The organism is Nocardia sp. NPDC055029 (assembly GCF_053608525.1).
Genome location: NZ_JBSGVQ010000002.1, coordinates 279,975 through 302,358, shown reverse-complemented (window position 1 = coordinate 302,358; position 22,384 = coordinate 279,975). Strand labels below are relative to the sequence as shown.

Annotated in this window: 12 protein-coding genes; 9 read left to right on the top strand and 3 right to left on the bottom strand. The window is 69.0% G+C overall.

Annotation, left to right across the window (positions count from 1 at the left end; all coding sequences use genetic code 11):
- Window positions 1-46: 46 nt before the first annotated feature.
- Window positions 47-775, bottom strand: coding sequence for a histidine phosphatase family protein (locus tag ACWF9G_RS03220; RefSeq protein WP_452513320.1), 729 nt, complete (start codon window positions 773-775; stop codon window positions 47-49).
- A gap of 176 nt (window positions 776-951) precedes the next feature.
- Here ACWF9G_RS03220 and ACWF9G_RS03215 point away from each other — a divergent pair, with 176 nt between their 5' ends.
- A complete protein-coding gene (locus tag ACWF9G_RS03215; RefSeq protein ID WP_452513318.1) occupies window positions 952-1,665 on the top strand; it encodes a DsbA family oxidoreductase in 714 nt (237 codons plus the stop codon).
- A 4-nt stretch (window positions 1,666-1,669) separates the two neighbouring features.
- Here the strand turns inward: ACWF9G_RS03215 and ACWF9G_RS03210 are convergent, their stop codons facing one another.
- Entirely contained in the window at window positions 1,670-2,719 is a 1,050-nt protein-coding gene (locus ACWF9G_RS03210) for a glucose 1-dehydrogenase (RefSeq protein WP_452513316.1), read from the bottom strand.
- A 53-nt stretch (window positions 2,720-2,772) separates the two neighbouring features.
- On the opposite strand from ACWF9G_RS03210, the gene ACWF9G_RS03205 reads away from it, so the two are divergent.
- The 4 genes from ACWF9G_RS03205 to ACWF9G_RS03190 are packed head-to-tail and all read left to right on the top strand — an operon-like array spanning window position 2,773 to window position 5,268.
- On the top strand, window positions 2,773-3,723 hold the full coding sequence (locus tag ACWF9G_RS03205; protein WP_452513315.1) for an N-acetylmuramoyl-L-alanine amidase-like domain-containing protein: 951 nt from the start codon (window positions 2,773-2,775) through the stop codon (window positions 3,721-3,723).
- A gap of 19 nt (window positions 3,724-3,742) precedes the next feature.
- Entirely contained in the window at window positions 3,743-4,300 is a 558-nt protein-coding gene (locus tag ACWF9G_RS03200) for an isochorismatase family protein (RefSeq protein ID WP_452513313.1), read from the top strand.
- Between the two features lie 17 nt (window positions 4,301-4,317).
- Window positions 4,318-4,863 (top strand): class I SAM-dependent methyltransferase, encoded by a 546-nt coding sequence (locus ACWF9G_RS03195; RefSeq protein WP_452513312.1) that lies wholly within the window; start codon window positions 4,318-4,320, stop codon window positions 4,861-4,863.
- Between the two features lie 9 nt (window positions 4,864-4,872).
- Window positions 4,873-5,268, top strand: a complete 396-nt coding sequence (locus tag ACWF9G_RS03190) for a MerR family transcriptional regulator (protein ID WP_452513310.1) — start codon at window positions 4,873-4,875, stop codon at window positions 5,266-5,268.
- A 2-nt stretch (window positions 5,269-5,270) separates the two neighbouring features.
- Here the strand turns inward: ACWF9G_RS03190 and ACWF9G_RS03185 are convergent, their stop codons facing one another.
- A complete protein-coding gene (locus tag ACWF9G_RS03185) occupies window positions 5,271-5,363 on the bottom strand; it encodes a mycothiol transferase (RefSeq protein ID WP_452513308.1) in 93 nt (30 codons plus the stop codon).
- Window positions 5,364-5,407: 44 nt separating this feature from the next.
- On the opposite strand from ACWF9G_RS03185, the gene ACWF9G_RS03180 reads away from it, so the two are divergent.
- The 4 genes from ACWF9G_RS03180 (at window position 5,408) to ACWF9G_RS03165 (ending at window position 22,322) form a co-directional block, all read left to right on the top strand.
- Window positions 5,408-5,851, top strand: coding sequence for a helix-turn-helix transcriptional regulator (locus tag ACWF9G_RS03180; RefSeq protein ID WP_452513307.1), 444 nt, complete (start codon window positions 5,408-5,410; stop codon window positions 5,849-5,851).
- A gap of 10 nt (window positions 5,852-5,861) precedes the next feature.
- A complete protein-coding gene (locus tag ACWF9G_RS03175) occupies window positions 5,862-6,272 on the top strand; it encodes a VOC family protein (RefSeq protein WP_452513306.1) in 411 nt (136 codons plus the stop codon).
- 55 nt (window positions 6,273-6,327) lie between these two features.
- Window positions 6,328-8,712, top strand: coding sequence for an ATP-binding cassette domain-containing protein (locus tag ACWF9G_RS03170; RefSeq protein WP_379307694.1), 2,385 nt, complete (start codon window positions 6,328-6,330; stop codon window positions 8,710-8,712).
- A gap of 413 nt (window positions 8,713-9,125) precedes the next feature.
- Window positions 9,126-22,322, top strand: coding sequence for an amino acid adenylation domain-containing protein (locus ACWF9G_RS03165; protein ID WP_452513305.1), 13,197 nt, complete (start codon window positions 9,126-9,128; stop codon window positions 22,320-22,322).
- Window positions 22,323-22,384: the final 62 nt, after the last annotated feature.

Here is a 22,384-nt window from a genome sequence, read left to right as displayed (position 1 = left end):
GGCCCTACATCGGCATCAGGGCCGAGGCGCCATGCGTGCGTCGAGCTCAGCCGACCTGCTCGGTGCCCGCGAGATGACCGACCTCGCCCCACACCCGCAGCCCCAGCCGCGGACCTTCGCGCCGCCACTGCGACACCGACGCGTTCGGGACGGGCTCGAGGTGATCCGGTACCGGCGCGCCCACTCCTTCCAGGATGTAGCGCATCGACATCACGACCGCGTCGTGCGTCACCACCAGGACCTGCTCGCCCGCGGCGGCCACGTCCAGTTCGTCGAGGAAACTGCGCACCCGCAGCGCCACGTCGGCCAGCGACTCGCCACCGGGCGGGCGATACACCCAGTTGCCGACCCGTTCCCTGCGGGCCGCCTCCTCGGGGGCGCGGCGGCGGATCGCCTTGTACGGGTGCAGTTCGAACACACCCATCTCGCGGTCGCGCAGCCGTTCGTCGACCAAGGTCCGGATCGGTCGCAGGTGCCGGTTGCGGGTGGCCGCGGCCTCTGCCATCAATGCCCAGGTCAGCCGGGTGCGCAGGTAGGGGGAGCAGACCACCAGCGCGGGTCGCTGCGTCCCGGACAGCCCCGCCAGCCAGTCGCCCAGACGCCGGGCCTGCCACTGCCCGTACTCGGTCAGGTCCATCTCGGCGTCGGTGCCGCGCATCGGCCGCAGTTCGGTCGCCGGGTCGGCGTACCAGGCATTGGCCTCGCTCTGGGCGTGCCGCACCGCCCACAATCCGCCCAGTGCGCGGGGCACCGCCAATCCTTCGGGCACCTGCACCCACCCCCTCCGTCGATCCAACGCCATCGGTTTTCCTTCGTGCTCGTCCCGTCGTGCCCGGACGCGCCAGGGAATAGCGGCTTCGTCGCCGGCGTTACACCCCAAGAATTTGAACGCCTGTCCAGATATGTCCGGCGGATCGCCGCCGGATTTTCGTGTGCCCGGAGGAGGCCCGCTTGACCACCAGAGTAGAGATCTGGACCGACATCAACTGCCCGTTCTGCTACCTCGGCAAGGCCCGCTTCGAGGAAGCGCTGGCAGGCTTCGACCATCGCGACGACATCGAAGTCGTGCACCGGTCCTTCGAGCTCGACCCCGGCCTGCCCGCAGGCGAGACCGGCCCGGTCATCCCGCGCATCGCCGCCAAATACGGCATCAGCGTCGAGCAGGCCGCCGCCAACGAGCGCTCCATCGGCGCCCAGGCCGCCCAGCTCGGGCTGCCCTACCAGAGCACCGGCCGCGACTACGGCAACAGCTTCGACATGCACCGCCTGCTGCACTTCGCCCTCGAACAGGGCAAGCAGGACGCCCTGCTCGACGCCCTCTACGCGGGCAATTTCGCCGAGCCCGAACCGGTCTTCGCCGACACCGAACGCCTTGTCGCGCTCGCGGTGCGCGCGGGCCTGGACGAAGCCGCGGTGCGCGCCGTGCTCGCCGACCCGGACGCCTACGCCGACGCCGTCCGTCAGGACGAACGCGAAGCCACGCAACTCGGGGCGACCGGCGTGCCGTTCTTCGTCTTCGACAACAAGTACGCCGTCTCCGGCGCCCAGCCGACCGAGGTGTTCACCCACGCGCTCACCACCGCGTGGAACGACCGCCCGGCACCGCTGGTGATCACCGCCGGGTCCGACGGTGAGACCTGCGGCCCGGACGGCTGCAAGATCTAACTGCTCACAGGTCGATGACGACCTTGATAGCGCTGTGGTCACCCGGCTCGAACGCCTCGAGCGCCCGCTCCAACGGCAGCCGCCGGGTGATCAACCGGCCCAGCCACTCCGGGTCGGCTTTCGCCAGCGCTTCCGCCGCCAGCTCGTAGTGGTGCCGGTTGGCGTTGACCGATCCGAACACCACCGCGTTGTCGAGGACGATGTTGCGATTGAGCGCACCGACGTCGACCGAGGCGTCGTTACCGGGGGTGGACACCCCCGTCAGGCAGACGATCATGCCCGGATTGTGGATCTTCGCGGCCTGCAACGCCACCGCCGGTGCGCCGGTCGCCTCGATCACGACATCCGGGTCGACCTTCTCGGCCACCTCCGCGGCCGAACCGGTGTGGAAGGTCCCGCCGAGATCGGCCACCAGCCCCGGCTTCGGACCCTCCGTCGACCGGTCCAGGACATGCACGTCCAGCCCCCGCTGGGCACCCAGCATCGCCGCCAGCAGACCGATCGGTCCCGCACCGGTGATCAGCACCGTCTTCGGATCGAACCAGGCCCGCCCGTTGATCTTCTCGATCTGATCCCATGCCTTGGCCACCACCGTCGTCGGCTCCATCAGCACCCCGAGCTGAGCCAGCGACGGATCGAGCCGCACCGCGTAGTCGACCGGCACCACCCACTCGCTCGACCCGAACCCGTCGATCTGCTTGATCCCGCGCTCCACATAGTCCCCGTTGCGACACATGTCGAACTCGCCACGCGCACACGCACCACAGGGCACCGGATCGGGGCGGCGCACGATCCCGACGACGAGATCGCCTGCGGCGAAACCACTTCCGTCCGGTGCGGTCCGCACCCGGCCCAGCGACTCGTGCCCGAGGATCAGCCGGTCCCGTCCCGGCGGCGCCCAGCCGTACTCACCCGAGGCGATCTCACGGTCGGTACCGCAGATGCCGAGCGAGATCCCGTCGACCAGCAGCTCGTTCGGCCCCGGCACCGGATCCGGCACGTCCTCGATGCGCAACGATCCGGGCTGGTTCGGCACAACGGTCAAAGCACGCATGTCGGTTTCCCTTCCGCCGCAACGGCGATGCTGTCGGAACCTGCACGAGCAACTTGTTCGCGAACACGGACTACCCGCGACAACGGTACGTGATCGCGCAGGTGATCCTGGACTTCGTCGGCCGCGCGGTCATCGTCCCCGACAGCTGTGGCGGCGCCCGGCCCGTCGGCTACGGTGGAACCGCTCGCACCGATCGACCGTTGCCTGCTGGAGGCGTCTTGCGCATCATCGTCCGGATCCTGCTCGTGCTCGCCGCGCTCGTCTGCGCCACCGCACCCGCCCTCGGGGCACCGGCCGTCGACGACGCCACCGGCCGCAAGATCGACGAACTGCTCGCCGTGCGCGCCGAAGCGGGAGCCGTGGACCGTGGCGAACTGCTGGCCCGGCTTTCCACCCGCCTGCTCGGCACTCCCTACGGCGCGAACATGCTCGTCGGATCCGCCACCGAGCCCGAACAACTCGTCGTCGACCTGCGCCGCGTCGACTGCTTCACCTTCCTCGACTACCTCGACGCCGCCTCCCGCTCGACCGACCGCGACCAGTTCGTCACGAACCTGATCGCGACCCGCTATGTCGACAGCCGCGTCGAATTCGCCCAGCGCAAGCACTTCTTCACCGACTGGGCCGCCACCGGCCGCATCGCCGCCACCGACGTCACCGCGAGCCTGAGCTCCGCCGCGGTCACCACCACCAAGCACCTCAACGCCAAAGCCGACGGCGGCAACTACCTGCCCGGCCTGCCCGTCGTCGACCGCGCGATCACCCACATCCCCGCTGCCGCGGTCGACGGGGGAGTCGTGGCAGGTCTGCGCACCGGCGACTTCCTCGGCGCCTACACCCCCGAAGCAGGCCTCGACGTCACCCACGTCGGCATCGTCGTCCAGACCCCCACCGGCCCGGTGTTCCGCAACGCCTCCTCGCTGGCCGAGTACCGGGTCGTCGATACCCCACTGGCCGACTACGTCCGCACCACACCCGGCATCGTCGTCCTCCGTCCGCTCTGAATCCCGCGAGGTTTCGCCCGTGACCACATTGCCCGACCGTCCCCACACCGCGCTGCTCGTCGTCGACGTCCAGAACGGTGTCGTCGGCGAAGCGATCCACCGTGACGAGGTGGTCGCCAACATCGCCGCACTCGTCGACCGTGCCCGCGCCGCCCGCGTACCGGTGATCTGGATCCAGCACTCCGCCGACGACCTCGTCACCGGCACCGAGGCCTGGCAGTACGTGCCCGAACTCACCCGCACCGACGACGAACCCCTGGTGCACAAGCGCTACGGCGACTCCTTCGAAGACACACCGCTCGAGGAACTGCTGGCCGCGGCGGGCGCGGGCCACCTCGTCGTCGCAGGCGCCGAAACCGACGCGTGCATCCGCTCCACCCTCCACGGCGGTTTCGTCCGCGGTTACGACGTCACCCTCGTCGCCGACGCCCACACCACCTTCGACAAAACCCCCTGGGGCGCACCGAAACCCGACGACGTCATCGCCCACACCAACCTCTACTGGCAGTTCCAGCAGGCACCGGGCCGCACCGCCGCCGTCCGCCCGACCGCCGAGCTTGACTTCATGTCGACCTGAACAGGCACGGTGGTCCCATGACCACCTTCGGCTCTGCCCAGAGCGCCGGCTACGACCGCCGCGCCACCCGCCTGCTCGGCAGCCTGTACCGGCGCGTCACCGCCGACATCGACACCGCGACCACCCACGGCGCCACCATCGTCGACATCGGCACCGGACCGGGAAAGCTCCTGTCCTGCTTGGCAACCCGACGCCCCGACCTCCGCCTGCACGGCATCGACCTGTCCCCGCACATGATCGAGATCGCCCACCGCAACCTCGACGGCCACCCCGCCGAACTCACCGTCGCCGACGTCGGCGACCTCCCACACCCCGACGCGAGCATCGACCTCGCCGTCTCGAGCCTGAGCATGCACGAATGGCCCGACCTCGCCGCCGCCACCCGCGAACTGCACCGGATCCTGCGACCCGGCGGCACCCTCGCGATCTACGACTTCCGGTTCGCCCGCACCACAGCGATCCAGCAGGCGCTACGAGCGCGGTTCGGCACGGTCGACACCGAAACCGTCCGGCTCCCATGGCATCCCGTCGCGGTCATCATCCGCTACCGCGCCACGGCATAGAGTCGGCGGATGGCGGGTGAACACTCCACGATCGGTGCGGCGGCGGCACACTTCGGTCTGCCCACGCACGTCCTGCGGCACTGGGAAGACTGCGGACTGCTCACCCCCGAGCGCGACTCCGCGGGCCGCCGCCGCTACCGCGACACCGATCTGGACACCATCGCGATGATCGTCCTCGGCAAGAAGGCGGGCCTGTCCCTCGACGACCTCGCCATCCTGTTCACCCGCGCCCCCGACCGCGCCACCCGCCAGCAGGTCCTCCAAGCCCACCGCACCCGCCTGACCGACCAACTCGCCCGCACCAGAGCCGCCCTCGACGCCGTCACCCACGTCCTCGACTGCGACGCCGAGGACTTCCGCACCTGCCCGCACTTCCTCGACCAGATCGCCGCCGTACGACACTGAGGTCAGACGCCCGTGTCTCCGTCGATGCGTTTCCGGATGAGATCGGCGTGGCCGCAGTGGCGGGCGTACTCGGTCTCGTTGTGCCAGACGGCCACAGCGGTGCTGGGAAACCCCGCTCGGACGTGAGACGATCGCGCATGTGACCAGCACCCCGGAGCGGCCTCAGCATCTCAGGGATCTCGCACTGCTGCGCCGCGTCCGCGACCGTATCGATCGCGAATACGCCCAGCCGCTCGACGTCGAAGCGCTCGCGCGTGGCGTGCACATGTCCGCCGGGCACCTCAGCCGCCAGTTCCGCATCGCCTACGGCGAATCGCCGTACTCCTACCTGATGACCCGCCGCATCGAACGCGCGATGGCGCTGCTGCGGCGCGGCGACCTGAGTGTCACCGAAGTCTGCTTCGCTGTCGGTTCCTCCTCGCTGGGCACCTTCAGCACCCGCTTCACCGAACTCGTCGGCGTACCGCCCAGCATCTACCGCCAGCAGCAGGCCGGAGCGACCCAAGGCATGCCATCGTGCGTGGTCAAGAAGGTGACCAGACCGATCAGGAATCAAGAAGCGCCGGCTTCGGCAGGTAATTAGCGTGGTCGCCATGACCATCACCATTCACCAGAGCTACCTCCCGCAGGACGACCCCGACGCCGCGCTTGCCTTCTACCGCGACGCCCTCGGCTTCGAGGTCCGCAGCGACGTCGGCTACGGCGGTCTGCGCTGGATCGTCGTCGGCCCCGCGGGCCAACCCGACACCTCCCTCGTGCTGACCCCGCCCGCCGCCGACCCCGGCATCACCGACGAGGAACGCCGCGTCATCACGGAGATGATGGCCAAAGGCACCTATGCCGGGATCAACCTCGCCACCGACGACCTCGACGGCCTGTTCGAGAAGCTCCAGGCAGGCGATATCGAGGTGGTCCAGGAACCCACCGATCAGCCCTACGGCGTCCGTGACTGCGCCTTCCGCGACCCCGCGGGCAACATGGTCCGAATCCAGCAGGCCAAGTAAGCCCGACCGCCGGTAGATTCGATATCCGGCGACGCCGACTGACCGAGGGAGACTCATGAGCACGGCCAAGAAATCCGGCACCGCGACTGTGGAGCCGGCCGACAGCCACGACCTGATCCGCGTGCACGGCGCGCGCGTCAACAACCTGCGCGACGTCAGCGTCGAGCTCCCCAAGCGCAGGCTCACCGTCTTCACCGGCGTCTCCGGGTCCGGCAAGAGCTCGCTGGTCTTCGGCACCATCGCCGCCGAATCGCAGCGCCTCATCAACGAGACCTACAGCGCGTTCGTGCAGGGCTTCATGCCCAGCCAGTCACGTCCCGACGTCGACGTCCTCGAAGGCCTCACCACCGCCATCCTGGTCGACCAGTCCCGCCTCGGCGCCGACCCGCGCTCCACCGTCGGCACCGTCACCGACGCCAACGCGATGCTGCGGATCCTGTTCAGCCGCCTCGGCGACCCGCACATCGGTTCCTCGCAGGCCTTCTCCTTCAACGTCGCCTCGATCAGCGGCTCCGGCGCGGTCGCCGTCGAGAAGCACGGCGTCACCGTCAAGGAACGCCGCAGCTTCACCATCACCGGCGGCATGTGTCCCACCTGCGAGGGCAAGGGCAACATCAACGACATCGACCTCACCCAGCTCTACGACGAGAACAAGTCCCTCGACGAGGGCCCGTTCACCATCCCCGGCTACAGCATGGACGGCTGGATGGGCCGCATCTACAAGGGCAGCGGCTTCTTCGACCCCGCCAAGCCGATCAAGAAGTACACCAAGAAGCAGCTCGCCGACCTGCTCTACAAGGAGCCGACCAAGATCAAGGTCGACGGCATCAACCTCACCTACGAGGGCCTGATCCCCAAGATCCGCAAGTCGATGCTGTCCAAGGACGTCGAGGCGCTGCAGCCGCACGTGCGCGCCTTCGTCGAACGCGCCGTCACCTTCGGCACCTGCCCCGACTGCGACGGCACCCGGCTCAGCGCCGAAGCCCGCTCGTCCAAGATCGACGGCATCAGCATCGCCGACGCCTGCGCCATGCAGATCACCGACCTCGCCGAATGGGTCAAGGGCGTCGACGACCCCTCGGTCGCGCCGCTGCTGGAATCGCTGCGCCAGACCCTGGACTCGTTCGTCGAGATCGGCCTCGGCTACCTGTCGCTGTCGCGGCCCTCGGGCACCCTGTCCGGCGGTGAAGCCCAGCGCGTCAAGATGATCCGCCACCTCGGCTCCTCGCTCACCGACGTCACCTACGTCTTCGACGAGCCCACCGCGGGCCTGCACCCGCACGACATCCAGCGCATGAACGACCTGCTGCTGCGTCTGCGCGACAAGGGCAACACGGTCCTGGTCGTCGAGCACAAGCCCGAGACCATCACGATCGCCGACCACATCGTCGACCTCGGCCCCGCCGCCGGTTCCAAGGGCGGCACCATCTGCTTCGAAGGTTCCGTCGACGGTCTGCGCGCCAGCGACACCGTCACCGGCCGTCACTTCGACGACCGCGCCGCCGTCAAGGACACGGTGCGTAAGTCCGGCAGCGCCTTGAAGATTCGCGGCGCCAAGGCCAACAACCTGCGCGATGTCGACGTCGACATCCCGCTCGGTGTGCTGGTCGCGATCACCGGTGTCGCGGGTTCGGGCAAGAGCTCGCTCGTGCACGGCTCGATCCCGATCGACGAGGGTGTCATCTCCATCGATCAGGCCCCCATCAAGGGCTCGCGCCGCAGCAACCCCGCCACCTACACCGGTCTGCTCGACCACATCCGCAAGGCCTTCGCCAAGGCCACCGGCGCGAAACCGGCCCTGTTCAGCGCCAATTCCGAAGGCGCGTGCCCGAACTGCAACGGCGCCGGTGTCGTCTACACCGACCTGGCGATGATGGCGGGCGTGTCCACCGTGTGTGAGGTGTGCGAGGGCAAGCGTTTCATGGCCGAGGTGCTCGAATACACCTTCGCGGGTAAGAACATCAACGAAGTGCTGTCGATGCCCGTCGACGAGGCGCGCGAGTTCTTCGGCGAAGGAGAGGCCCGCACCCCCGCCGCCCACAAGATCCTCACCCACCTCACCGAGGTCGGCCTCGGCTACCTCACCATCGGCCAGCCGCTGACCACCCTGTCCGGCGGTGAACGTCAGCGCCTGAAGCTTGCCACCCACATGTCCGACAAGGGCGGCGTCTACATCCTCGACGAACCCACCACCGGCCTGCACCTGGCCGACGTCGAACAGCTCCTCGGCCTGCTGGACCGCCTCGTCGACGCGGGCAAGTCCGTCATCGTCGTCGAACACCACCAGGCAGTGATGGCCCACGCGGACTGGATCATCGACCTCGGCCCCGGCGCAGGCCACGACGGCGGCCAGATCGTCTTCGAAGGCACCCCCGCCGACCTCGTCGCCGCCCGCTCCACCCTCACCGGCGAACACCTCGCCGACTATGTAGGCGCCTGATCCGCTCGCCTCCCCCCTCGGGCCATAGGAACCCGGGGGAGGAGGCTCGATATCGACGACCCGAGAGCGCGGTCTTGACCTCGCAGCTAACAGGCAGCGTAGTGTCGAGGAGGTCGACAGTGTCGATGCCTGGATCGGTCGACTGCCGATGGAATCGATGTCCGCCCGACCACACCGGGTCTTCGGCCCGCACCCTCGCCGGCACGTTGGCGAGAGCGCGCCCCGCTGCGCGCGGTGCATCTGCCGGACCGGCGATTGCCAGTCCGGCAGCACAAGGCCGCCTGACCAGGCCCGGACCGGCTGAGCGAGCCAACTGGACGATCTCGCGCAGCGTCGGCAAGGCACTTCCGGCATGCGCCGGACAGGTCCAGAATTGACTTGTCGCCTGCTACGCGGCGCTAGGACTCGTCATCATGCAACTGCCTTCCCTATCGTCCATCGAGACCGGCCCCGGTTTACCCGAGGGCGCATTCGAGCTGTCGGCGGCTCAGCACGGCATCTGGTTCGCCCAGCAACTTGCGGGCGACACGCCCTTCTCCATCGCGCAGTACATCGACATGGAAGGGTCGATCGACCTCGAGGTGCTGGCGCAGGCTGCGCGCCAGGCCGGTCGCGAGTTCGGTACCGGGTATCTGCGGCTGATCGAGGTCGGCGGGTACCCCTACCAGTTGGTCGACACCACGCTGGACGAAAGCTCGGTCGTCCTGGATTTCCGTGACGAACCCGATCCGGTGGCGGCCGCGCACACGTGGATGTGCGCGGAGTACGCGGCACCGCTGAACCTGACCGTCGATCGTCTGGTCTGTGGCGCCATGCTGCGGGTCGCCGACAACCGCTGGTTCTGCTACACGCGGATCCACCACATCGTGCTGGACGGTATGGGCGCGGTGGCCCTGGTACAGCGCACCAGTGAGCTCTACAACGCGGCGATCGAGGGCAAGGAACCACCTGCGGCCACGGCCGAACACCTCCGCAAGATCGTCGACGCCGATGTGGCCTATCGCAGCTCGGACCGGTTCGCGGCCGACCGGGAGTATTGGCGCGAGCACCTCAGCGAGATGGCCGACCCGGTGAGCCTCGCCGGGCGCATCGCCGATGTCGACGCGCAGCCGAGGCGCGTCGCGGGCACGCTGACCAGCGACATGGCCGCGCTGCTCGACTCTGCCGCGAAGGCAGCCTCCGCGGGCGTCGCGCCGACCGTCGTCGCCGCGTTCGGCGCCTACCTCGCCGCCATGACCGGAGCCGGAGAAGTCGTGCTGAGCCTTCCTGTCTCGGCGCGCACCACGGCGAGCCTACGACGTTCCGGTGGCATGGTCGCCAATGTCGTCCCGCTGCGGCTCACGCTGTCGCCGACCACCACTGTCGGCGATGTGATCCGCGCCGCGCAGGGTGAGCTCACCGGCGCGTTACGACGACAGCGCTACCGCCAGGAGGACATCTTTCGTGATCTCGGCTGGCCGATGGACGAACCCGCATCGTTCGGGCCGTCGGTGAACCTGATGATGGTGGACACCCGGATTCAGCTCGGCGCGGTCACCGGACGGGTGCATGTGCTGACCTCCGGGCTGATCGAAGATCTCTTCGTCAACCTGTATCCCGGAGTGGGTGGTGAGAGTACCCACATCGACTTCCAGGGCAACAGAAACCTGTACAGCGAAGTCGAATTGGCGGCGCACCACCGCAGGTTCCTGCTGTTCCTGCACCGGTTCCTCGCCGCGGGGCCGGACGCGGCGCTCTGGACCGTGCCGGTCGTGTCCGACGACGAACGGACCGAGCTTGCCCCCGTACGCGGGCCGGAAGGTGTTGCACCCCGTTCACTGCCCGACATCCTCGCCGCCGGCGCGGCGCTCGATCCTGACGCGGTGGCGATCCGCAGCGGCGAGACCACGCTGTCCTACCGCCGGGTCGACGAGTACACGAATCGGCTGGCCCGGCTGCTGATCGTGGCCGGTGCCGGACCGGAACACACCGTGGCGATCTCGATTCCGCGTTCGGCGGAGTCGGTGTCGGCGATGATCGCGGTGGCGAAGACGGGCGCGGCGTTCGTGCCGATCGATCCGACCTATCCCACCGACCGGATCGAATACATGGTCGCCGACAGCGGTGTCATGGCGGGCGTGACCGTCGCGGCCGTCCGACCGTCGCTGCCGGACCGGGTCGACTGGCTGGTCCTCGACGACGAGGCAACCCAGCTCGACGTGGCCGAGCAGGACGCGGCGGCGATCACCGACGGCGAGCGCCACGCCCCCGTGCACCTGGACCAGGCCGCGTACATCATCTACACCTCCGGATCGACCGGATTGCCCAAGGGAGTGACGGTCGCGCACCGCGGCTTGGCCGATCTGGTCGCGAGCTCCGGCACGGAGTTCAGTGTGGATGCCGATTCCGTTGTGGCGCACGCTGTCTCGCCTAGTTTCGATATTTCGATCGAGGAAATCCTGGTGACCCTTGCCGCGGGCGCCACGCTGGTCGTCGTGCCCCCGTCGGCCGCGGCGGGCGAGGAGCTCGCGGAGGTGCTGCGCGCGCACCATGTCACCCATCTCGATGTCACGCCCGCGGTTGTGGGGTCGCTGGATCCGATGACGCTGCCCGAACTGTGCACGGTGGTTGTCGGTGGTGACGCCTGCCCGCCCGAGTTGGTGGCGAAGTGGTCCGGGCGGTCCCTGCTGAACGCGTACGGTCCGACGGAAACCACCGTGACGGTGACCGTGAGCGAAGCCCTCACACCCGCCACACCGATCACCATCGGCAGCCTCGTGCGCGGGGTCTCCGGCGTTGTGCTCGACCCATGGCTGCGGCCTGTTCCCCCGAATACGACGGGTGAGCTGTACCTCGCAGGCCCCGGAGTGGCGCGCGGCTACCACGAGCGCAGCGGACTCACGGCTGGACGATTCGTCGCCAACCCGTACGAGCCCGGCACGCGGATGTACCGGACCGGCGACCTGGTGCGCTGGAGCACCCGGGAGGGCAGGCTGGAACTGGAATACCAGGGCCGCAGCGACTTCCAGGTGAAGGTGCGTGGGTTCCGCATCGAACTGGGCGAAATCGACGCGGCACTACGCCGGGACCCGGACCTGGATTTCGCGATCACCCTCGGCGTCCAGGCCGATTCCGGCGCCACTGAGCTGGTGTCTTACGTGCTACCGAGGCCGGGAGCCGAGATACATCCGGAGGCACTGAAAGCGGCTGCCGGTGAATCGCTTCCGGCCTACATGGTGCCCGCGGTCGTCGTGGTGCTCGACCGCATTCCGCTCACTCCGCTCGGCACGGTAGACCGCACCGCATTGCCCGCACCCGATACAGGCCGCCGCGCGACGGTCAGCCGCGCGCCGTCGACTCCGCGCGAGCAAACACTGGCCGCGCTGTTCGCCGAGGTGCTGAGGCGGGAGGCGGTGGGTGTCGACGAGAGCTTCTTCGCGCTCGGCGGGGACAGCATTGTCTCGATCCAGCTGGTGTCCCGGGCGAAGGCAGCCGGGCTCGCGTTCAGTGCCCGGGATGTCTTCGAGCGCAAGACTGTCGCCGCGCTGGCTGTTGTGGCCACCGAGGTACCGGCACAGGTGGTGCACGAATTGCCCGGTGGCGGCGTCGGCACTGTCGAGCTCACACCGATCGTGCACGCGATGCTGGACCAGGGGGATACGTGGCGCCGGTTCAGCCAGGCGGTAGTGATCGGCTTGCCCGCGGGTATCGAGCGCGCGCGACTCGGCGCGGCCGCGCAGGCACTGGTCGACCACCACGACCTGCTGCGTTCCTCGTTGCGGCACGGCGACGAAGGCTGGCAATGGGTTGTCGCCGACCGCGGTTCGGTCGATGCCGAGACGCTGGTGGAGGTCGTGGCGGCGGGTCCGGACCTCGAGCAGACCTGCGAACGCGCAGTGCAGCGCGCTGCCGACCTGCTCGACCCCGAGTCCGGTGTCGTCGCGCGGTTTGTCCTGGCCGAGCGGGCCGACACCGAACCCTTGTGCTGGCTGGTCATGCACCAGCTCGTCACCGACGAGCTCTCCTGGCGAATCCTGGCGGCGGATCTGGCCACAGCGGCACGGGGCGGCGTCCTGGCCCCGGTCGGCACCTCGTTCCGGCGCTGGGCGCACGGTCTGCTCGCGCACGCGGGCGAGCGCGTCGGCGAACTGGCGATCTGGCAGCGCGTTCTGGCGACACCCGATCCGGCGCTCGGCTCCGACACCCTCGATCCCACTGTCGATGTGGTCGCCACGATCGCGCATCGGCACACGACCATCGCACCGGATATCGCGAACATCGTGCTCGCCGACGTGCCCGACCGATTCCATTGCAGCCCGGACGATGTACTGCTCACCGCACTCACGATGGCACTGGGTCGCCGACGCGACCGGGCCGCCGCGCTGTGCACGCTGGTGGGCCACGACCGCGTAGCGGCCATCCTGCCCGGCGCGGATCTCGCGCGCACAGTGGGCTGTTTCACCAGCATGTACCCGGTGGCCCTCGACCTGACCGGTATCGACCTGGCCGACGCGTTCGCGGGCGGCGCGGCGGCAGGCGCCGCGATCAAGGCCATCAAGGAGCAGCTGCGAGCCCTGCCCGACCACGGCATCGGCTTCGGCGTCCTGCGCTACCTGAACACCGACACCGCCGACGCGCTCGCGGGCGCACCCACTCCGCAGATCCGCTTCGACTACCTCGACCGGACAACGATCGACGGCACACCCGAAGCCTTTCTCCCGCAACGCTTCGTGGCCACGCAGGACGACCGGGCGCCGTTGGCCGCCGTTGTCGACATCAGCGCCGTCCGGACCGACAGCGGTCTGGACGTGACCTGGTCCTACGCCTCTCGGTTGCTCGACGCCGCCGCCGTCGCCGAACTCGCCGAACTCTGGACCGATGCCCTGCGGGCGCTCGCCGACCACGCCGAGACCGCGGATGCGGGTGGTCACACGCCGTCCGACTTCGACCTCGTCTCGGTGACTCAGCCGCAGGTCGACAGGTGGGACCACACCTATCCGAATGTCGCGGACGTGTGGCCGCTCTCGCCGCTGCAGTTCGGTCTGCTGTTCCATGCTCTCTACGATTCCGACACCGCCGACAGCTACACGGTGCAGTCGATTCTCACCCTGGCGGGCACGGTGGACGCGCCCCGCTTGCGCGCCGCCGCGCAGGCATTGGTGGCGCGGCACGACAACCTGCGGGTCGCCTTCGTGGAAACCGACGACGGACCACGCCAGCTCGTTCTCGGTGATGCGGAAGTCCACTGGCAGGAGGTGGATCTCACCAGCATTCCGGACGCCGACCTGCGGCAACGGGAACTGGATCGGGTGATCGCGATGGACGCGCGTGCCCGATTCGATCTCACCCGACCACCACCGTTGCGCTTCATACTCATCCGGACCGCCGCCGACAGATACCTTTTCGTGCTGACCAACCATCACCTCGTGCTGGACGGTTGGTCGGGGCCACTGGTGGTGCGCGAGTTGCTGACGCTGTATGTCACCTCGGGTGATGCCTCCGCGCTGCCGCCCGCCCACCCCTACCGCACATTCCTGACCTGGCTGCGCACCCAGGACGACGCGGCCTCCGTCGCCGCCTGGGCGCGATCGCTGGCAGGCGTGGATACCCCGACCCGCGCGGTCCCGACCGTGGCCGGCATCGAGTCCACCGAGACCGGGACGATCTCCACCGACCTGCCCCACGGCACGGTCGCCCGGTTGGAGACGGTCGCCCGCGAATCCGGCGCCACGGTGAACACCCTGGTGCAGGCCGGCTGGGCGATGGTGCTGGCCATGCTGACCGGCCGGACCGACGTCGTGTTCGGCGGGACGGTCTCCGGCAGGCCACCGGAACTGGCGGGCGTCGAAGAGATGGTCGGCCTGTTCATCAACACGCTGCCGGTGCGCGTGCGACTCGACCCCGCGGAACGGGTGGTCGAGCTGCTGGCCCGGCTGCAGGCCGAGCAGGCCCGGTTGATGGACTACCAGCAGGTCGGGCTCGTGGCCATCCACCAGGCGGTCGGTCTTGCCGAACTGTTCGACACGATGGTCGTTTTCGAGTCCTATCCGATCGACCGGGACATGCTCTCGCAGATGCTCGGCGGCGCGGGGATACAGGTGCTCGATGTCGAAGTCACCGACGCGGCGGCGTACCCGTTGAACCTCCTGGTCACTCCGCTACGCGGCGCCGAGGGGCCCGACACGCTGCACATCACCCTGAAGTTCATGGCCGACAAGCTCGATCACCCGGCGGCGCGGACACTGCTGGATCGTTTCGTCCGGCTGCTGACCCAGCTCGCCGAGCACCCACGCGCCCTGGTCTCGCAGCTGCAGCACTGTGACGACGCGGAACGCGCCGCACTGCTGCCGGTCCGCGGTCCGGAGTCGGTACCGTTGCGGACCCTGCCCGAGATCCTCGCCGACGGCGCGCGCATCGACAGCGGAGCCATCGCGGTCAGCGTGGACAAGCTCACCATGTCCTACGGTGAACTCGACGCCCAATCCAACCGCCTCGCCCGGGTGCTGCTGCGCAGGGGTGCCGGCCGAGAGGTGTTCGTCGCGCTCGCCCTCACTCGATCGCTGGAATCGGTGGTCGCGGTGTGGGCGCTGGCCAAGACGGGCGCGGCCTTCGTTCCACTGGATCCGCACTATCCGGTGGAACGGATCGAGCAGATGCTCACCGACTCGAAGGCCCCGATCGGTGTGACGGTGACCGCGATCCGCGAGAGGCTGCCGGGCACCGTCGACTGGGTCCTCCTCGACGACCCCGGCACGATCCGGACAGCGATGACGGTCTCCGACGCTGCGGTCACCGACGAGGAACGCGGCGGCTCCATCGAGATCGATCAGTCGGCCTACCTGATCTACACCTCGGGCTCCACCGGCACGCCGAAGGCTGTGCTACTCAGCCACCGCGGAATCGCGAATTTCGTGACCGCCTACCAGACGTCGCTCGAACTGGACGCGACCGCGAGCGCACTGCATGTGGCCTCGCCCAGCTTCGACGCCGCGGTGGCCGAGCTGGTGACGACGCACGGCGCGGGCGGGCGGCTCGTGGTGTCGCCGCCGGATGTCTACGGCGGCGCCGAGCTCGAACGACTGCTGCGCACCGAGCGGGTGACCCATGCGGTCGTCACGCCGTCGGTGCTGGCCACGATGGACCCCAGCGATTTGGACCACCTGCGCGGGCTGGCGGTCGCCGGTGAGGCCGTGACACCGGAGCTGATCGAGCGGTGGTCGGTGGGCCGGCGAATGGTGAACCTGTACGGCCCCAGCGAATTCAGCATCACGGCGACCGGGTCGGCGGAACTCGTCGCGGGCGAGCCGATCACGATCGGCGGGCCGATCCTGGGTGCGGCCACGATGGTGCTCGACACCTGGCTGCGCCCGGTCCCGATGGGCGTCGCGGGGGAGCTGTACCTGGCCGGTCCGGCACTCGCCCGCGGGTACTTCAACCGGTTCGCGATGACGGCGGGGCGCTTCGTCGCCGACCCGTGCGGTGCGCCGGGCGAGCGGATGTATCGGACCGGCGACATCGTGCGCTGGAGCATCGGGGACACCGGCGCCTTCGAACTGGAATATCTGGGCCGCAGCGACTTCCAGGTCAAGATCCGCGGCCTGCGGATCGAACTGGGCGAGATCGACGCGGCGTTGTCCCGCGACGAGCAGGTCGGGTACGCGGTGACGATCGGGCGCACGGACCCGGCGGGGGAGACCGCACTGGTGTCCTATGTGCTGCCCGCCGAGGGGGCGGAGTTGGATACCGAGCGGCTGCGGGTGCGGCTGGCCGCGGAACTGCCCTGGTACATGGTGCCCGGATACGTCGTCGTGCTGGATTCGATTCCGCTCACCCGGGTCGGCAAGCTGGACCGCACAGCCCTTCCGGTGCCCGACTTCTCGGGTACCCACCGCCCGTATCTGGCGCCGCGCACCCCGGTGGAAGAAGCCGTCGCCGGAGTATTCGCCGAGGTGCTCGGCGCCGACCGGGTGAGCGTCGACCAGACGTTCTTCGAATCCGGGGGCAACTCGCTGAGTGCGATCAAGGTGGTCGCCCGGGTGAATTCGGCGCTCGGGTCGACCATCACGCTGCGTGATCTGTTCGACGCGCCCACCGTCAGCCAGCTGTCGGCGCGGGTCGTCCCCGCCACCGACGGCAAGCCCGGCCGCTGCGCCCTCGCCCCGCAGATCCGGCCGGACCGGATCCCGCTGTCTCCGGCGCAACAGCGCATGTGGGTGCTCAACCGCATGGATCCGACCTCGCCCGCCTACAACATCGCGGTCGCGCTCCGGGTCACCGGCGAACTGGATGTCGATGCCATGCGGCAAGCGCTCGCCGATGTCGTCGGAAGGCACGAGAGTCTGCGCACCATCTACCCCGCCGACGAGGCGGGACCGCGGCAGGTAGTCATCGATGCCGAGGTGGCCGCACCGGCCATCACCCTGCTCGACACCGAAGACGGCGCACCGCTGCGCGATCGGATCAACACAGTGGCAGGCACCGGATTCGATGTCGCCGAGGAACCACCGCTGCGCGTGGGTGTCTTCCGCGTCACCTCACCTACGGCTCACCCGCCGGACACCGCACCGGTCCACGTGGTCGTCCTGGTGGTGCATCACATCAGCGCTGACGGCGCGTCGATGGCGCCCCTCGCCACCGATCTGGTCGCCGCCTACTCGGCGCGGTCGGCCGGGGCCGACACCGCTCGGGCACCGCTTGCCGTGCAGTACGCCGACTTCGCACTCTGGCATCGCGAGCTGCTCGGTAGCGAGTCCGATCCGGAATCGACTGCCGCCGAGCAGATCCGATACTGGACCCGCACGCTCGCCGGCGTGCCGGAGCTGCTCGAGCTTCCCACCGACCGCCCGCGCCACGCGGTGAACTCGATGCGCAGCGCCGACTACACATTCACCCTGGACCTCGAACTGCACTGTGCCCTGGTGCGATTCGCGACCGCGCACAACGTCAGCCCGTTCATGGTCGTGCACGCCACGCTGGCGGTCCTGATGGCCCGGCTCGGCGCCACCGATGACGTGGTGATCGGCACCCCGATCGCCGGTCGCAGCGAGCAGGCGCTGGACGAGCTCGTCGGCATGTTCGTCAACACGCTGGCGCTGCGTTCCCGCGTCGACCAGAGCGCGGGATTCGCCGAGTTCCTCACCAAGGTCCGGTCGGCCGATCTGGACGCGTTCGGCAACGCCGATGTGCCGTTCGAGCAGCTGGTCCAGGTGCTGAACCCGAGCCGGTCGACCGCGCACCACCCGTTGTTCCAGGTGTTGCTGACCCTGCAGAACTTCGTCGAGCCGGTCCTCGAACTGCCCGGCCTGCGGTTCGAAGCGGAGGATTTCGACCGACGTTCCTCGCAGTTCGACCTGATACTCGACCTGCGCGAGCGCTTCGCCGGGACGGAACCGGCCGGCCTGGATGGCGTGCTGACCTACGCGACCGACCTCTTCGACGAGGCGACGGTCGTCTCGCTGGCCACCCGGTGGCAGCGTGTGCTCACCACCGTCCTCACCCAGCCCGAGGTGCGTCTCGCCGATATCGACATCCTGGACGACGCGGAGCGCAGCGCCCTGGTGCCGGTGCGGGGCCCCGAAAGTGATAGGACGACAACGCTTTCTCAGCTGCTGGCGGCCTCCGTAGCGCAATACCCGGAGCGCGCCGCCCTGGCCGTCGCCGGACACACAACGACCTATCGGGAGATCGACGCGCACGCCGACCGGCTGGCGAGGCTGTTGCTGGAAGCAGGGGCCGGGCCGGAAACCGTGGTGGCGCTGGGCCTGCCCCGTTCCGCCGAACTGCTCACCGGCTTGTGGGCGGCCGCGAAGATCGGGGCGGCGTTCTTGCCGATCGACCCGAAGCACCCGGGGGAGCGGATCAAGCACATGCTGGCCGATTCCGGCACCCGGGTCGGTCTCACCGTCGCCGCCTACCGGTCGATGCTGCCGAACGACACGAACTGGCTCGTGCTCGACGACCCCGAGTTCGTCGAACGCTGGTTCCGTGCACGCGGCACCGCTGTCCGCGAGAGCGAGCTGCCCACCCCGATCCGGCCGGACAACCCGGCGTGGCTGATCTACACCTCGGGCTCGACCGGAACACCCAAGGGCGTCTCGGTATCCCATCGAGGGCTCGCCGATATGGTCGCGGCGCAGCGTGATCTGCTGGGCTTGGACGAGCACTCCCGAGTCCTGCAGGTGGCCTCGCCGAGTTTCGACGCGTCGGTGTTCGAGGCCGTCATGGCGTTCGGCGCCGGCGGCGCCTCGGTGGTGGCGCCGCCGGAGGTGTTCGGCGGCAGCGCGCTCAGCGAGCTGATCGAGGCCGAACGGGTGACCCACATGGTGATCACGCCGTCGGCACTGGCCACCATCGATCCCGCCGAGGTGCCGAGCGTGCGGGTGCTCGCGGTAGCCGGTGAGGCCGTCGGCGCCGAACTCGTCGAACGCTGGGCGGCGGGCCGCACGATGGTCGATCTGTACGGCCTGACCGAAACCACCATCCTGGCAACGGCTTCCGGCCCTCTCGTCGCCGGCGAGCCGGTCTCCATCGGTACGCCGGTCCGAGGCGCAGCCGCCCTGGTTCTCGACGATCGGCTGCGCCCGGTTCCGGTCGGCGTCCCGGGCGAGCTGTACCTCGCGGGACCTGGTCTGGCCCGTGGATATCACGCCAGGCCCAGCCTGACCGCCGCTCGCTTCATGGCCGATCCCTTCGGTGCGGCGGGGTCGCGGATGTACCGCACCGGTGATCTGGTGCGCTGGACGCGCTCCGCGTCGAATGTCGACCTGGAGTACATCGGCCGTACCGACTTCCAGGTAAAGGTGCGCGGTCAGCGCATCGAGCTCGGCGAGATCGATGCCGTCCTCGGTCGCACCGCGGGCGTCGACTTCGCGATGACGCTCGGCGTCCCAGGTCCCACCGGCGCGACGGCGCTGGCGGCCTACCTGGTGCCGACGCCGGGGGTCGAGCTCGACGTCGCGAGGGTGCGCGCCGCCGCGGCGAACACCTTGCCCGCGTACATGGTGCCGTCCGCCTTCGCCGTGCTGGACAGGATCCCGCTCAATGTCGTCGGCAAACTCGACCGGAAGGCGCTGCCCGCACCGGAATTCACAGCCGACCGTACCGAATACCGCGCACCGTCGACACCCACCGAAAAGGCCGTCGCCGGGATTTTCGGCGCGTTGCTCGGTCTCGACGAGGTGGGCGCCGACGACTCGTTCTTCGCGCTGGGCGGCGACAGCATCCTCGCCATCCAGCTGGTGTCGCTGGCCAGGCAACAGGGCATCAATTGCACGCCGCTACAGGTCTTCGAGCACCCAACGGTGGCCGCGCTCGCCACCGCCGCCGATGTCGCGGGTGCGGTGGTGACGCTCGACGAGCTGCCCGGCGGAGGTGTCGGCGATATGCCCATTCCGCCGATCGTGCACTACATGCTCGAGCGCGGCGGTAACTACAACCGCTTCGCACAGTCCGCGGTACTGGAGCTGCCGGTCGGCATCGAACGCGCCCAGATCGTCGCGACTGTCACAGCCGCCGTCGACCGGCACGACATGCTCCGCGCACGGTTGAGCGCAGCCGAGGACGGCGCGCCGCGACTGCTGGTCGGCGAACCCGGCTCGATCGACGTGGGCGCACTCGTCCATCGCGTCGAGATCGACGCCGCCGATTCCGGCCGGCTACGCGAAGACACGGTGACCGAGCTCGATTCCGCGATGAACCGGCTCGATCCGGCACACGGCATTGTGCTGCAGCTCGTCTGGCTCGACCCGGTGGGCGGAGCAGGCGCACGAACCAGGGCCGGCCGGCTCATTGTGGTAGCGCATCACCTCGTCATCGACAGCGTCTCCTGGCGCATTCTGATCCCGGATCTGGTCGCCGCGTGGGCGCAGGTGTCGGTCGGCGACACCCCGGTTCTGGCCGAGACCGGCACCTCGATGCGGCGCTGGTCGCACGCACTGGCCGACGAATCACACTCGGACAGGAGAGTTTCCGAACTCGGCTACTGGCAGCGCGTCATCGAGGGCCGCCCTGACCCGCTGATCGGCTCCCGCGAGCTCGACGCCGCCGTCGATCGGACGCACACCCTGCGCATGGTCGAACGCGCGTCAGCCGCCGAAGTCACCAGCGCGCTGCTCACCACGCTGCCCGCCCTCTTCCACTGCGGCACCAACGACGCCCTGCTCGCCACCCTGGCGCTGGCTCTGGTGCGCTGGCGTGGCGGTGCCGACGACACCGTGCTGGTGCGGCTCGAAGGCCACGGCAGACAGGAGCACGTCATCCCCGGCGCCGACTTGTCCCGCACGATCGGGTGGTTCACCAGCCTCTACCCGGTGCGGCTCGACCTCACCGGCATCGATGTCGACGACGCGCTGACCGGCAGCCCTGCCATGGGCGCGGCGATCCGCGCGGTGCGCGATCAGCTGTCCGCGGTGCCGGACAACGGCATCGGGTTCGGCCTGCTGCGCTACCTGAATCCAGCGACGGCGGCCCATCTTCCGGCACGTCTGCCCGGCCGGATCAGCTTCAACTACCTGGGCCGCTACTCGACGGGTGACGTCCCCGCCGGGCTGGAACGCCTCGGCTGGCTGCCGACCGAGGAACTCGGCGACCTGCACGTCGCCGAACACCCGGACGTGCCACTGCAATCCGCTCTCGATGTGAACGTTGTGGTCATCGGCGACGTGCTACAGGCGAGCTTCGGGTTCCCCGCAACGCTGCTCGACACGGACACGGTGGCCGAGCTGGCCGACCTGTGGATGGACGCGCTCGGCGCGGCCGCGCATTTCGCCGAGACTCCCGCGGCGCAGACGGCCGCTGCCGAGGAAGCCGCGGCACACGCGGCGGCGGTGACCGCGCCCATCCCGGGCGGCCTTGGTCTCGATGTGCTGCTGCCGATCCGGGTCGGCGGCACCGAGCCCGCGTTGTTCTGCATCCATCCGGCGTCCGGAATATCCTGGACCTATCTCGGATTCGCGGCGGCATTGCGGCCGGGCCGACCGATCTACGGCCTGCAGGCTCCGGATCTGGGCGGCAACGAACCACCCGTGCGCTCGGTCGAGGAGTTCGCCGACCGATACATTCGCGAGATCCGCGCCATCCAGCCGGAGGGGCCGTACCACCTGCTCGGCTGGTCATTCGGCGGGCTCATCGCGCACGCCATCGCGACCAAGTTGCAGAAGGCAGGCGCCGCGGTGGGTATCGTCGCGCTCCTGGACGCCGATACCGCCGACATCGACGGTGACAGCATCGAGCGGCTCACCGCGGGCGCCTTCGTCAACACGTTCGGCCCGGTCGTCGGCATCCAGGATGTGCCCGCCGACGCGACCGCGCACGAGGCCGCCGACCTGATCCGTGAGCGGCTCGGCGGCGTATCGCTGATCGACGCGGACGCCATCGAACGGATTGCCGAGTCGCACAACGCATCGGCGCGAACCAGAACCGGATACCGGCGCCCGGTGTTCGATGGCGACATCGTGTATTTCCGCGCGATCTCCGACACCTCCGACATCTTCGGCCCGGACGGCTGGCGGCCGTATGTGACCGGCGAAATCATCAACCACGACATCGAGGGCACCCACTACGAACTGACCGCGCCACACGTGCTGCCCTACATCGCGCGCGTGCTCGACGAACATCTGGAAGGCCGAGGATGAAGAGAAATCGCCGGCGCGGATGTGACCTATCTCGCGGCGATCGGCTCTGGTATCCGCTGCGA

Bases quoted from the DNA above. Each gene is read 5' to 3' on its own strand.
- ACWF9G_RS03165 (WP_452513305.1), top strand. From the start codon at position 9,126: ATGCAACTGCCTTCCCTATCGTCCATCGAGACCGGCCCCGGTTTACCC.
- ACWF9G_RS03210 (WP_452513316.1), bottom strand. From the start codon at position 2,719: ATGCGTGCTTTGACCGTTGTGCCGAACCAGCCCGGATCGTTGCGCATC.
- ACWF9G_RS03195 (WP_452513312.1), top strand. From the start codon at position 4,318: ATGACCACCTTCGGCTCTGCCCAGAGCGCCGGCTACGACCGCCGCGCC.
- ACWF9G_RS03170 (WP_379307694.1), top strand. From the start codon at position 6,328: ATGAGCACGGCCAAGAAATCCGGCACCGCGACTGTGGAGCCGGCCGAC.
- ACWF9G_RS03190 (WP_452513310.1), top strand. From the start codon at position 4,873: ATGGCGGGTGAACACTCCACGATCGGTGCGGCGGCGGCACACTTCGGT.
- ACWF9G_RS03175 (WP_452513306.1), top strand. From the start codon at position 5,862: ATGACCATCACCATTCACCAGAGCTACCTCCCGCAGGACGACCCCGAC.